Here is a 12999-nt window from a genome sequence, read left to right as displayed (position 1 = left end):
GTGGAGGCATGCTGTTCCTCATCCTGACGCGCCTCGTCGACGGTCTGATCGACGCCTACATCACCGTGCTGTTCATCCGCATGATCCTCGACTGGGCGGCGCTGCTCGCGCCCCGCTGGTACCCGAGGGGCCTCGTCGCCAAGCTCATCGACATCGTGTACAGCGTCACCGAGCCGCCGCTCAAATGGCTGCGCCGCTACATCCCGCCGCTGCGTCTCGGCGCCGTCGCGCTCGATATGAGCTTCATCGTCCTGTACTTCGTCCTCGTGGTGCTCCGCGCGCTCATCTGACCGGCCCGTGAGCGCGCCCATGGGCGTGTCATCCGTCCGCAAACGCGGAAATACTGCATGAATGCTGGGGGGACGTGCTAATGTCATGTGTTGATACCAACGTAAGCGAGGCACAGCCCCAAAGCGAGGTGTAGATTTATGGCTCTGTTGACGCCTAAGGACATCAGGGAGCGCACGTTCCAGACGGTGCGCTTCAAGGAAGGATACGACGTCGACGAGGTCGACGATTTCCTCGACCAGGTCACCGAGACCGTCGAGGCGCTCGGCAAGCAGGCGGTCGCCGGCCAGTCGACCCAGGCGCTGGGTCCGGATGTGACCGCCCTGAACAAGAAGATCTCCGAGCTGAATGCAACGGTGCAGCAGCTCCAGGACGAGAACGACAAGCTCAAGGACGCCGCCAAGCAGGCGGCCGCCGGCGGCGACCAGGCGCAGGCCGTCGCGGCCAAGCTGGCCGAGGCGGAGTCCTCCAACAAGGCCCTCTCCTCCCAGAACGAGCAGCTCAAGGCCCAGGTCGACCAGCTCAACGCGCAGATCGACCAGCTCACCGCCCAGGCCGCCCAGGCCTCCGGCAACCAGGACGCCGTCGCCCAGCAGATCGCGGCCGTCCAGAAAGAGCGCGACCAGTTCCGTGCCCAGGCCGAGGACATGTCCCGCAAGATCGCCGCCTTCCAGCAGCAGGCCTCCGGTCTGCAGCAGCAGGCGCAGCAGGTCCAGGAGCTCACCCGCCAGCTCGAGGAGTCCAAGAAGCGCGAGAACCAGCTGCGCGAGCAGGTCGCCAAGGTCGAGCCCGACACCGAGACCGGCTCCCTGCGCAAGATCGCCGGCGCGGCCGTCGGCGCCGGCAGCGAGCCGGAGCGCGCGACCGCCATGCTCACCCTCGCCATGCAGCTGCATGACCAGTATGTGGACAAGGGCAAGGCGAAGGCCAAGGAGATCACCGAGAAGAGCCAGAACGACTACAACGACCTGATCGGCAAGGCCAACGACTACTCCAACCGCACCCGCACTGAGGCCGACGAGTACAACAAGCGCGTCCACTCCGACGCCGACGCCTACTCGAAGCGCACTCGCTCCGACGCCGATGCCTACTCGGTCAAGACCCGTCAGGACGCCGACACCTACCTCGGCACCAAGCACAACGAGGCCGACCAGTACGAGGCCGAGGTCCAGCGCCGCGCCGCCGAGTACGACCAGAAGGTCCGTACCGCCGCCGACGAGTACGGCAAGCAGACCCGCAAGGAAGCCGACGACTATGGCGTCAAGACCCGCAACGAGGCCGAGGACTACGGCAAGAAGACCCGTACCGCCGCCGACGACTACGCGAACCAGGTGCGTGAGAACCTGACCCACGAGGCCAAGGCCATCGAGGGCAACATCCAGGGCCTCAAGCAGTTCGAGACCGAGTACCGCGCCCGCCTCACCGAGTTCCTCGGCCAGCTGGTCAACCAGGTGTCGGACAACAACACCTACAGCCAGACCGAGCAGTCCGGCGACTGATCGCAGGTACGCATCCCGGTATGAACATGGTTCATCATGGACGGCCGCGCATTCGCGTGGCCGTCTTTGCTTGCGTCACCGTCATCGCGCTGGCCGTCGACCAGCTCACGAAACTGTGGGCGCTGTCCGCGCTGTCGGACGGTCGCACCGTGCGCGTCATCCCCGGCCTGCTGTCGCTCACGCTGGTACGCAACCCGGGCGCGTCACTCGGCTTCGGATCGGGCGCCACGTGGGTGATCTCGCTGCTCGCCATCGTCGCCTGCGTCGTGCTCGCCGCGCTCGCGTGGCGGACCGCGTCGACGGCATGGTCGGCGGCGTTCGCGTTGGCGTTCGCCGGCGCGCTCGGCAATCTCATCGACCGCGTCGTCTACGCGTCGGGCTTCCTCGACGGCAAGGTCGTCGACTTCCTCAACTACGGATGGTCCGTGGGCAACGTGGCGGACATCTTCCTCATGGCCGCCGGCGTGGCCATCGTGCTCATGATCCTCTTCGACGTGCCGTTCGGCGCCCGTGACGGCGGGAAGGCGGGGGAGCGCGCCGCCGCCGTGGCGGACGGCGAAGGCGCGGAAGGCGGCGTCGCATGAGCCGCCTCGCGCCGGCGCCCGACGCGCTGGTCGGCAGGCGGTTCGACGTGGCCGTCTCCAAGATGCTCGGCGTCTCCCGTTCGAAGGCCGCCGAACTCATCGACACCGGACAGGCGAAGGTGCTCGACCGCTCCATCGCGAAATCCGGCATCCTGCAGGCGGGGGAGACCGTCGAATTCGATCTCGTCGAGGAGCGCAAGGCGCCGGAGCCGATTGCCACGGACATGGCCGTCGTCTACGAGGACGACGACGTGGTCGTGGTCGACAAGCCGGTCGGCGTCGCCGCGCACGCGTCCGTCGGCTGGACCGGACCGACCGTGCTTGGCTCGCTGCGCGACCGCGGCGTGCACATCACCTCGTACGGCGCCGCCGGGCGCGAGGGCATCGTCTCACGGCTCGACGTGGGCACGAGCGGCCTCATGCTCGTATGCAAATCCGATCTCGCGTATGTGGAGATGCGTCGGCAGTTCGCCGAGCACGAGGTCGTCAAGACGTATCACGCGCTCGTGCAGGGCTCGCTCAGACAGGACAAGGCGACCATCGACGCGCCGATCGGGCGAGCGAAGGTCTCCGATTTCCGCTTCTGCGTGACACCGTCGGGCAAGCCCGCCGTCACGCATTGGGACGTGATGGAGCGGTTCGGTTCGGAGGCGACGCTCGTCTCCGTGAACCTCGAGACCGGTCGCACGCACCAGATCCGCGTGCATTTCTCGTCGATCGGGCATCCGCTCGCCGGCGACCACATGTACGGCGCGAACCCGGTGCTGGCCGCCGAGCTCGGCTTGGAACGCCAATGGCTGCACGCGATGCAGCTGGAGTTCCGTCACCCGCGCACGCACGTGTGGACGACCGTCACGTCAAGCTATCCGGCCGATTTGGAGCATGCGCTCGACGTGATGCGCGCCCGTCACGCGGAAGCGCCGGCAGCGGATGCGGAGGCGGCGTCGGAGACCGCGGATGCGGAGGCGCCCGCCGCGGACCCGTTCGCGGCATAGGTGCGGGCGAGGCGTTCGCCCACCTCGCGCAGGCTGTCGCGCAGGGACTGCGGCTCGAGGATCTCGATGTTCCCGCCGTCCGCATACTGCAGCGCCCACCACAGGGTGGCCTTCTCGTTGGCGCGGACCCGTACCTCGTAGACGGGCTCCGCGCCTTTCGCGCCTTTCGCGCGCTTTCCGCCTTCGCCGTCCCTCGCCGCCGTCCCGGCGGGAGGCTGTGGGAGCCGGGTGACCTGCGCGTCGTCGAACCAGTCGAACAACGGCTCCAAGGGGCCGGCGATGCGCATGCGGATCGGCACCGCGGGGCCCTTCACCGGGTAGGGGCGCTCCGCCATATGCCGGTCGATGTCGAACGGCTCGCCGGGCGTGTCGCTGAAATCGTCGAGAAGATGCGAGACGGAATGGTCGGCGTCGTCGATCCTCAGGTCGCGCAGACGGTCCACGTGCAGGTAGGCCAGCCCGTCGTAGATGTGCATGTGGCACACGAGATAGTACATGTTGTTCTTGTACATGAGATGGTACGGGTCGGCCCAGTACACGCGCGCCCTGCCGGCGGCGTCGCGGCGGGGCACGAGCACGCCGTCCGTGTCGTACGTGCAGTAATGGAATTCGATGACGCGCTCATGGTCGATCGCGTCGTTGAGCACCTCGATGTTGTTGAGGAACTCCGTGTTGTAGTTCTTCGGCGTCTCGAGCCTGCTCAGGCCGCGCAGCTGGCCGGAACGCCCGGCGAACGAGTAGATCTTCGCGATGAGGTCGCGCAGGTATTCGCCGTCCGGTCGGGAGAGCATCACGCCGTCGGTGAGCAGCCGCATCTGCGCGGTGTCGAAGACCGGGTCGATGTACCAGCCGGGGCGCGGGTCGGGGCTTTCCGCGTGCACGAGATCGGCGCGGTCGAGATGCCCGACCTTGCGGCCGATCGGCGTCATGGACTCGAACGCGCGCAGATGGTTGCGCACGGTCTTCTCGTTCACCCCCAGCGTCTGCGCGATCTCCGAGGCGGTGAGCCCGTGCTCGCGGTCCGTATGCGCCGCGAGCAGTTCGATGATCTCCACCACGATCTGCGCGGTGGGCGTCTTGGGCGCGCGGGCGGCCCCCGCCGCGGCGCCATCGGCCTTACGAGTCATGCCGGCTCCCTTCCTGCGACCCTCATCGGTGAACACCATCCTACGCCCGTGGCCGAAAGGCCCTGAACAGGGCGTGCGGTAGGGTGGAACGCATGGCCAATTCGGGAGACTTCGTTCATCTGCACAACCACACGCACTATTCGCTGCTCGACGGGGCGTCCAAGATCCCGGATCTCGCCAAGTACACGGCCGAGCTCGGCATGCCGGCCGTGGCGATCACCGACCACGGCAACATGCACGGCGCGTACGAGATGTACACGAACTGCGTGGCCAACGGCGTCAAGCCGATCATCGGCATCGAGGCGTACGTGACGCCGGAGACCGCGCGCCAGGACAAGTCCCGCGTGCACTGGGGCACCGAGGACCAGCGCCGCGACGACGTCTCCGGCGGCGGCCTCATCACCCACATGACGATGTGGGCGGAGAACGACGAAGGCCTCGTCAACCTCATCAAGGCGAGCTCCGTGGCGAACCTCGAAGGCCGCGTCCAGCGCTACCCGCGTATGGACAAGGAGGTGCTCGCCACCTACTCGAAAGGCGTGATCGCCTCGTCCGGATGCCCGTCCGGCATCATCCAGACCAGGCTGCGCCTCGGACAGTTCGACGAGGCGCTGCGCGCCGCCGGCGAATTCCAGGACATCTTCGGCCGCGACAACTTCTTCATCGAGCTCATGGACCATGGTCTCAAGATCGAGAAGGAGGTCACCGCGGGCCTGCTCGACATCGCGAAGCGGCTGGACGCGCCGCTGCTCGCCACCAACGACTCCCACTACGTGCACGCCGAGGACGCGGAGGCGCAGGACGCGATGCTGTGCATCAACTCCGGCTCCCACCTCGACGACCCGGACCGCTTCAAGTTCGACGGCACCGGCTACTACATCAAGCCGGCCGCCGAGATGCGCGAGCTCTTCAAGGAGTTCCCCGAGGCGTGCGACAACACGCTGGAGATCGCCGAACGCTGCAACGTGATCTTCGACGACCACGAGGACGGCGCGTTCATGCCCCAGTTCCCCTGCCCGGAAGGCTGGGACGAGGCCTCGCTGTTCCTCAAGAAGGTCGAGGAGGGACTGGAGCGCCGCTACGACGGCAACGTGCCCGAACACGTGTCGAAGCAGGCGGACTACGAGTGCGGCATCATCTGCCAGATGCAGTTCTGCGGCTACTTCCTCGTCGTCGCCGACTACATCCAGTGGGCGAAGGACCACGACATCATGGTCGGCCCCGGCCGAGGCTCCGCCGCAGGCTCGATGGTCGCCTACGCGATGGGCATCACAGAGCTCGACCCGCTGGAGCACGGCCTCATCTTCGAGAGGTTCCTCAACCCGGAACGCGTCTCCCTGCCGGATATCGACGTCGACTTCGACCCGGACGGCCGCCTCGACGTGATCAACTACTGCGGCGAGAAATACGGCCACGACAAGGTCGCCCAGTGCGTGATCTACGGCGTCATCAAGACCAAGCAGGCGCTGAAGGACTCGGCGCGCATCATGGGCTACGAGTTCTCGATGGGCGAGAAGGTCACCAAGGCGCTGCCGCCGTCGAAGAACGGCAAGGACGCGTCGCTCAAGGAGATCTTCGACCCCACGTCGAAGCGCTTCGCCGAGGCGCGCGAGTTCCGCGAACTGTACGAATCCGACCATGACGCGCACCAGATCGTCGACAAGGCGAAGACCATCGAGGGCCTGATCCGCCAGACCGGCGTGCACGCCTGCGCCACGATCATGGGAAGCGCGCCGATCACCGACACGTCGCCGCTGCTGGAACGCACCGACGGCACCGTCACGACCACGTTCGAATACCATACGTGCGAGACGCTGGGCCTGGTCAAGATGGACTTCCTCGGCCTGTCCAACTTGACGGTCATCCAGGACACGCTGAAGAACATCGTCGCCAACGGCAAAGAGGCGATCGACTACACGAAGATCCCGCTCGACGACAAGCCCACCTACGAGCTGCTGTCGCGCGGCGACACGCTCGGCGTGTTCCAGCTCGATTCCGACGGCATGCGCTCGCTGCTCAAGATGCTCAAGCCCGACAACTTCAACGACATCTCCGCATTGATCGCCCTGTACCGACCGGGCCCGATGTCGATGGAATCGCACATCAACTACGCGAAGCGCAAGAACGGCCTGCAGAAGATCACGCCGATCCACCCGGAGCTCGACGAGCCGTTGAAGCAGGTGCTCGACGAGACGTACGGCCTGATCATCTACCAGGAGCAGGTGCAGTCCGCCGCGCGAATCCTCGCCGGCTACTCGCTCGGCAAGGCCGACGTGCTCCGACGCGCCATGGGCAAGAAGAAGCCGGAGGTGCTGGCCAAGGAGAAGGTGCCGTTCTTCGCCGGCATGAAGGAGCACGGCTATTCGGAGGAGTCCGCGCAGGCCGTGTGGGACATCCTCGTCCCGTTCTCCGGATACGCGTTCAACAAGGCGCACTCCGCCGCCTACGGCCTCATCTCGTACTGGACCGCGTACCTGAAGACCCACTACCCGGTCGAGTTCATGGCCGCGCTGCTCCAGGGCACGAAGGACAACAAGGACAAGACCGCCCTGTATCTGGGCGAGGCGCGCCGCATGGGCATCCAGGTGCTCTCGCCGGACGTCAACGAGTCGCAGCTCGCGTACTCGGCCGTCGGCGACGTCGTGCGCTTCGGCCTCGGCGCGATCCGCAACGTGGGCGACAAGGCGGTGGCCGACATCATCGCCGAACGTTCCGGCGGACACGGCAAGTACGTGAACTTCATGGACTTCATCCGTCGCGTGCCGTTGACCGCGCTCAACAAGCGTCTCGTCGAATCGCTGATCAAGGCGGGCGCGTTCGATTCGATCGACCCGAACCGCCGCGCCCTGTTCCAGATTCACGAGACCGCCATCGATTCGGTCGTCGGATTGAAGCGCAAGCAGGCGGAGGGCCAGTTCGACCTGTTCTCCGACGACGAGGACGGCGGCGCCGAGGCGATGGGCGACGCGGACGTCACCGTGCCCGACATCGAGGATTGGGACAAGAAGACCCGCCTCAACTTCGAACGGGAGATGCTCGGCCTGTACGTGTCCGACCATCCGCTCTCCGGCATGACCGCCGTGCTCGCCGGCCTGCGCGAGATGTCGATCGCGCATCTCATCGACCGGGCGAAGACGATGGGGGAGGGCCAGCAGGTCACGCTCGCCGGCATCGTCACCAAGGTCGACAAGCGCGTCTCCAAGAAGGGCAACCCGTGGGCGCTCGTCACCATCGAGGATCTCGAGGCGTCCATCCAATGCCTGTTCTTCGGCAAGGTGTACGAGGCGGCCGCGCCGAACCTCAAACAGGACGAGGTCGTGCAGGTGCGCGGCCAGGTGGAGCTGCGCGACGAGGCCGTCTCGCTCCGGGCCACCGAGCTCGACGTGCCGTCGCTCGAGGCGGAGGACGAACGGCCGGTCGTCATCACCCTGCCCGAGGTGGCGCTGAGCCGCGAGCACGTCATGCAGCTCGGCCAGGTGCTCACCAACCATCCCGGGTACTGCGAGGTGAAACTCGCCATCGTGGACGGCGACGGCAAGGCCGAGGTCCTCACGTTCGGCGACCGGTTCCGTGTGAAACGCGACACCTCGCTGTTCGCCGAACTGAAGATCCTGTTCGGCCCCAGCTGCCTGCCCGCCGCGTAGCGCCGGGGCGGCGCGCGCTACCGGCGGCGGAGGGGCTTGAGCTCGAAGACCTCGTCGGACTGGTCGGCGACGGCGGGGGAGTGCGTCACGATGATGACGCATTTGCCCTCCTCATGGGCGAGCGAGCGGAAGATTGCCATGATGTCGTCCTGCGTGGCCATGTCCAGGTTGCCGGTCGGCTCGTCCGCCAGGATGATGTCCGGATCGTAGCCGAGCGCGCGGGCGATCGCCACGCGCTGCTGCTCGCCGCCCGACAGGTGCAGGATGCGTTCGTTCGCGTATTCGGCGGGCAGCCTCACCTTGGCGAGCAGTTCGACGACGATATCGTGCTTCGGTCTGTCGAAGGTCTTGCCGGACGCCTCCATCGACAGGGTGATGTTCTCCTCGACGGTCAGGGCTGGCAGCAGGTTGAAGCTCTGGAAGATCACGCCGATGTCGTGGCTGCGGAACCGGTAGCGGTCCGATTTCGCCAGATCGGCGCCGTTGTAGAGGATGCGGCCCTCGGTCGGGCCGGTGAGCCCGGACAGCAGCGAGAGCACGGTGGTCTTGCCGGCGCCGGACGGGCCGACGATCGCGGTCACGGCGCCGGCGTGGAAGCCGCGGCTCAGGTCGTCGACGACCTTCTTGCCGCCCTTCGTGTACGAGTAGGACACGTGGTCCATCTCCAGGACGGTGCGGGGTCCGGGGGTCGGGGCGGCGGCTTCCGTGGTATCGACGGTTTCGACGATTGTGGTTTCGGTGGTCATGTGATGTCCTTTCGGGAATGGGGGTCTCTCCCCCAGTCGGCTTCGCCGACAGCCCCCTCGTCAGAGGGGGCCGATACTTTACGGGTCAGGAGCGGTCGGCGAGGATCTGGAGCGGTTCGTAGCGGATGATCGCGACGATGCCGGCCAGGGCGGAGACGAGCGTCAGCGCGAGGCCGATGAGCACGAGCTGACCGACGACCTTGAGGTTCACGGTCGCGTCGATCTCGCTCACATAGTCGACTGCCTGCGAGAATCCGCCGGGGCCGCCCTGGCCTCCGGAACGCGCCGGCTGGGAGGATTGCGCATCGGAGGAGGAGCCGGAATCCGAGGAACCGTTCGAGGAGCCGTTGGACGATGACGAATCATCCGAGGAGGAATCGGACGAGGAGGAGCCGTTCGAACCGCCGGGCGCGCCGGGCATGTCCGCGGCACGGCCGAACTGGGCCTGACGGCTCGACGCCTCGGACTCCTGCGAGGAGACCTGCTGGGCGAGCAGCTGGTTCGAGACGGGTACCGAGGCCGCGGCGCCGCCGGCCACGCCGAGCGCGATGCCGATCATCGTGACGATGAGCAGCTCGACGACGAACTGGGCGGCGACCTTCGATTTGCGGATGCCGATGGCGGTGAGCACGCCCACCTCGTATTTGCGTTCGCGCACGTTGAACAGGTTGAGGACGACGAGCACCACGGCGCCCACGGCCAGCACGATGATCAGCAGGGTCAGCGCGAACTTGGCGAGGTTGTCGAGCGGCACGAGGCTGGACTCGTAGTTCTCGACGTCGGCGGAGGAGACGGTGTACGTGTCGTCGAGGCCCGCCTTCTCGACGTCCTTGACGAACGTCTCGTAGTCGTCCTTGCCGCCCAGCACGTAGGTGAAGTTCAGCTGGGTGCGGGAGGCGGAGGTCTGCGTGGTGGAGGAGTCCGAGGAGGAGGAATCGGACGAGGAATCGGAGGAGCCGGACGATTCGGTGGACAGGCCGAGCTTCTTCAGCGTGCTCACCGACGTGTAGATCGCGTTGTCCGGATCGGAGGAGGTGCCGCCCATCGGGCCGTTCGCGCCCGTGTTCGACGAGGTCGCGTTCTTGTAGATGCCGACGATGGTCAGCTCGTAGGTCGTGTCGTCTCCGGACAGGTCGGCCACGGTGATCGTGTCGCCCACCTTGAGCCCGTTGAAGTCGGCGAGCGCCTTGGAGACGATCACGTCGCCGTCGCTGGAGGAGCCGTAGCCGAACACCTTGCCGCTGGACATCGTGAACGTGCCGTTCTCCGCGGCGGCGACGGCCTCGTCGGAGGAGAATCCGACGAGCGAGAAGTCGCCGGAGTCCATGCCCATGCCGCCGCCTTGGCCGCCCATGCCGCCCGGACCGCCGCCTTGGCCGTCGCCGCCCTGCGCGTCGCCGGACGCGGCGGAGTCGGATGAGCCGGAGCCGGATGAGGCGGACGACGAGGAGTCGGTGGAGTTCGCCTCATTCGACGTGGTCGATTCGACCGGCTGGAACGCGTCGGTGCCGTTCACGGACGTGGTCTCCGTGTAGTAGGTGCCCACGTCGACGCTGGCCGCCTTCGCGTATTTCTCATAGTCGGCGAGGGAGAGCGCGCTCTGGTCGAGCGCGTCGCGCATCGATCCGAAATCGGGCTGCTTGGATGAGCCCGACGAATCCGAGGAGTCGGACGAATCCGACGAGGAGGCCTGTTTCGCCTTGCTCATCATCGCCTCGCGGTCCACGCCGATCGTGGCGGTGACGCTCGTCGAGGCGAGGCCGGTCTCGCGCGCGGTCTCGGCGGCGTTCCTGATGGACAGCCCGATCGTCGCGGCCGCAGCGATGATTGCCACGATGACGACGATGAGGATGTTGCGTCCCTTGTTGCGCACGACCGATCGCCATGCGTTCTTCAACACGAACATGGGTGTTCCTTTTTCGCTTCCATGCGCCGGGCCCTGCGCCCCACGCCACGGCTCCAGCATGCGGCGCGGGCATGGAAGCGCCCTTGCCGCATGCTGAAGGTCTCCCGGTGCGATCGGCGTGGAAATCAGGGGAGTTTCCTGAACGCGCGCTGGAAGCTAGTCGGCGGCACGCGTCATGCGCGTGTTCCCGTCGCCGGCCGCGTCGGCCTGGGGCTGTGCGGCGCGGGTGGTGATGCGGCCCTCGTAGTAGTGGGTCTCCTTGAGTTCGCCGTCGATGACGTCCGCGAAATGCTTCTCGTGCGTGATCATCGGCGTACCGCCGAGATCCGAGGCGTTCTGGTAGGCGGCCTGATGGTATTTGAGCCAGTGGGTCATCTCCTTCGTCTCGGACGGGTCCTGGACGGGGGCCGCCGCGTACGGGCTGTCGCCCCAGACGCCGGAATCGATGCCGGGCACGCATACGCCGTCCTCGCCGACCTGCGGCCCGTCGACGTCCGGCGCCGGTTCGAGCGTGCCCCGGATCGTCAGCCAACGCTCGTCCGCCGGGTTCTCGGCGCCGTCCAGCGCGGCGACGAATTCGTCCTCGATCTCGATGCTCGTCACCCACGTGTCTTCGGGGATCGGATGGTTCGCGATCGGCGATCCGGCGGTCACGATGTGCTCGATGTCGAACCGTTCCGATTCGTCGGAGGCGATCGCCGCGGCCACGATGCCTCCCTGCGAGTGCCCGATGATCGCCACCGGCTCGTCCGGCCGGATGCCCGCCTGCTCCATCGCCTCGACCACCATGCGCGCGCTGTCGGCGCGCCGCCGTCGCTCGGGGTCGTCGCTCATCAGCTCGATGTTCTGCTCCCATCCGAATGGGGAATCCCATTGGCCGTCCGTGCCGGGCACGGTGACCAGCCAGGCGTTGGAGCCGTCCGCCTTCTCGTAGCGCTGCACCGCCACCGTGCCGTAGACGAGCCCGGAATCGAGGTCGACCTTGCCGAGCCGCTCCTCGCCGAGCCGGCGCAGGTTCTCCAACGATTCGCCGACCGACGACGAGCCGCGCACCACGTCCGCGCGGGCGTCGACGCGTCTGACGGTCAGCGTGTTCCCTTGGTAGAGGTCCTTGATGGGGCCGGACCATTTGCCGATTTTGCCGGCCGCCTGGTTCACCTCGTCCGTATGCACCACGCCCTTGCCGATCTCCACGCCGGCGATCTTCGCCGCGATGCCCGACACGTAGCCTTCCTGGAACTGCGCCGTGATCCACGAGGCGTATCCGGGCGTGTAGGCGTGCTCCGCACCCATGCCGTAGAGGAGACCGCCGGAGATGCCGCCGATCATGGCCGCCGTGGCCCATACGGGGCTGGCCTGCGTGATCGCCTGCGTGAGTTCGGTGACGACGCGCCGCGACTGGCGTTCGGCATCCGAATACAGCGCGTTGGCGCGCACGAGCAGATCCTCCATGCCGCGGATCTTCGCGCACGTGTCGTTGATCTCGGCGGCGCGCCGCTGGCATGCGGCGATGAGCCCGTCGTAGGGGAGCGTCGTATGCTCCTTGCCGGCCATCGACGCTGCTCCGGAGGAGAGCACCGGGCACAGGGGCACGCTCGCACGGTCCGATGCGATGTCGGTGGCGGCCTTCGACCAGGCGAGCGCATGGGCGGTGAGTTCGCTGGAGGCGTCCCGCAGCGCGGCCTGCGCGGCTTGGAACTCCTCGACGGTGGCGGGCGCGGACTGGTGCCCGCCGTGGATGCGCGATACGATCTGCCAGCCCATGTCACGCCTCCGCCATGCGGGCCGTGGCGGCCGCGTCGTCGTCGTGCATGTCCAAAGGCGTGCCCAGGGTCCGCAACCGGTCGCGGAACAGGGAGGCGGCGTTGCCCTCCCAGTCGAGGCCGGTGCATGAGGCGAGCGCCTCGCGTACGAGCCCGGTCACGCGCGGCGTGTCCACGGCGACGGCCGCGATGCGCCCGCGGCTGGTCCGCACCGCCTCATGGCAGCGGCACGAATCGTCGAACATGGGTTTCGGCTGGAGGCCGAACGAGGGGGAGCCGGCGGCGGACGACGCGAACATGCGCATCGTGCCCGGGAATGTGGTGGTCAGCGTGTTCATACCGCCATTGAACGGGAACGGCCGGCTCCACGTCCAGCCGGAACGGGGGCTGTGGTCGGAGCCCCCGTTATCCACCATTCGTCCGGTGGCTTGACGGAAAACCGCCGGC

General features: G+C 67.0%; 10 protein-coding genes. 5 read left to right on the top strand and 5 right to left on the bottom strand.

Annotated features, from left to right (window positions below):
* Positions 1 to 8 precede the first annotated feature (8 nt).
* The 4 genes from AC1AYX_RS02485 (at position 9) to AC1AYX_RS02470 (ending at position 3366) form a co-directional block, all read left to right on the top strand.
* Positions 9 to 290 (top strand): YggT family protein, encoded by a 282-nt coding sequence (locus AC1AYX_RS02485; RefSeq protein WP_476502000.1) that lies wholly within the window; start codon positions 9 to 11, stop codon positions 288 to 290.
* Positions 291 to 428: 138 nt separating this feature from the next.
* Positions 429 to 1787, top strand: a complete 1359-nt coding sequence (locus AC1AYX_RS02480; RefSeq protein ID WP_476501999.1) for a DivIVA domain-containing protein — start codon at positions 429 to 431, stop codon at positions 1785 to 1787.
* Positions 1788 to 1813: 26 nt separating this feature from the next.
* Complete coding sequence (locus AC1AYX_RS02475; protein WP_476501998.1) at positions 1814 to 2371, top strand: signal peptidase II; 558 nt, start codon at positions 1814 to 1816, stop codon at positions 2369 to 2371.
* Entirely contained in the window at positions 2368 to 3366 is a 999-nt protein-coding gene (locus AC1AYX_RS02470; RefSeq protein ID WP_476501997.1) for an RluA family pseudouridine synthase, read from the top strand. Before AC1AYX_RS02475 ends, AC1AYX_RS02470 begins: the two co-directional genes overlap by 4 nt.
* Here AC1AYX_RS02470 and AC1AYX_RS02465 read toward each other — a convergent pair.
* Entirely contained in the window at positions 3279 to 4493 is a 1215-nt protein-coding gene (locus AC1AYX_RS02465; RefSeq protein ID WP_476501996.1) for a helix-turn-helix transcriptional regulator, read from the bottom strand. The two genes, AC1AYX_RS02470 and AC1AYX_RS02465, sit on opposite strands and share 88 nt — an antisense overlap.
* Before the next feature lie 92 nt (positions 4494 to 4585).
* Between AC1AYX_RS02465 and dnaE the strand changes: the two genes are divergently transcribed.
* On the top strand, positions 4586 to 8137 hold the full coding sequence (gene dnaE / locus AC1AYX_RS02460) for a DNA polymerase III subunit alpha (protein ID WP_476501995.1): 3552 nt from the start codon (positions 4586 to 4588) through the stop codon (positions 8135 to 8137).
* Positions 8138 to 8154: 17 nt separating this feature from the next.
* On the opposite strand, the gene AC1AYX_RS02455 is transcribed toward dnaE, so the two are convergent.
* The 4 genes from AC1AYX_RS02455 to AC1AYX_RS02440 form a co-directional block, all read right to left on the bottom strand.
* Positions 8155 to 8883 (bottom strand): ABC transporter ATP-binding protein, encoded by a 729-nt coding sequence (locus AC1AYX_RS02455; protein WP_476501994.1) that lies wholly within the window; start codon positions 8881 to 8883, stop codon positions 8155 to 8157.
* A gap of 85 nt (positions 8884 to 8968) precedes the next feature.
* On the bottom strand, positions 8969 to 10789 hold the full coding sequence (locus AC1AYX_RS02450; RefSeq protein ID WP_476501993.1) for an FtsX-like permease family protein: 1821 nt from the start codon (positions 10787 to 10789) through the stop codon (positions 8969 to 8971).
* Between the two features lie 156 nt (positions 10790 to 10945).
* Positions 10946 to 12553 carry a PGAP1-like alpha/beta domain-containing protein gene (locus tag AC1AYX_RS02445; protein ID WP_476501992.1) on the bottom strand — a complete coding sequence of 536 codons (1608 nt, stop codon included), beginning with the start codon at positions 12551 to 12553 and terminating at the stop codon, positions 10946 to 10948.
* Between the two features lies 1 nt (position 12554).
* Entirely contained in the window at positions 12555 to 12968 is a 414-nt protein-coding gene (locus tag AC1AYX_RS02440) for a hypothetical protein (protein WP_476501991.1), read from the bottom strand.
* Positions 12969 to 12999: the final 31 nt, after the last annotated feature.

Source organism: Bifidobacterium sp. LH_419 (genome assembly GCF_056356955.1).
This window is presented reverse-complemented; position numbering and strand designations above follow the sequence as displayed.

Coding starts and splice junctions, on each gene's coding strand:
- AC1AYX_RS02485 (WP_476502000.1), top strand. CDS start 9: ATGCTGTTCCTCATCCTGACGCGCCTCGTCGACGGTCTGATCGACGCC.
- AC1AYX_RS02480 (WP_476501999.1), top strand. CDS start 429: ATGGCTCTGTTGACGCCTAAGGACATCAGGGAGCGCACGTTCCAGACG.
- AC1AYX_RS02475 (WP_476501998.1), top strand. CDS start 1,814: ATGGTTCATCATGGACGGCCGCGCATTCGCGTGGCCGTCTTTGCTTGC.
- AC1AYX_RS02470 (WP_476501997.1), top strand. CDS start 2,368: ATGAGCCGCCTCGCGCCGGCGCCCGACGCGCTGGTCGGCAGGCGGTTC.
- AC1AYX_RS02465 (WP_476501996.1), bottom strand. CDS start 4,493: ATGACTCGTAAGGCCGATGGCGCCGCGGCGGGGGCCGCCCGCGCGCCC.
- dnaE (WP_476501995.1), top strand. CDS start 4,586: ATGGCCAATTCGGGAGACTTCGTTCATCTGCACAACCACACGCACTAT.
- AC1AYX_RS02455 (WP_476501994.1), bottom strand. CDS start 8,883: ATGACCACCGAAACCACAATCGTCGAAACCGTCGATACCACGGAAGCC.
- AC1AYX_RS02450 (WP_476501993.1), bottom strand. CDS start 10,789: ATGTTCGTGTTGAAGAACGCATGGCGATCGGTCGTGCGCAACAAGGGA.
- AC1AYX_RS02445 (WP_476501992.1), bottom strand. CDS start 12,553: ATGGGCTGGCAGATCGTATCGCGCATCCACGGCGGGCACCAGTCCGCG.
- AC1AYX_RS02440 (WP_476501991.1), bottom strand. CDS start 12,968: ATGGTGGATAACGGGGGCTCCGACCACAGCCCCCGTTCCGGCTGGACG.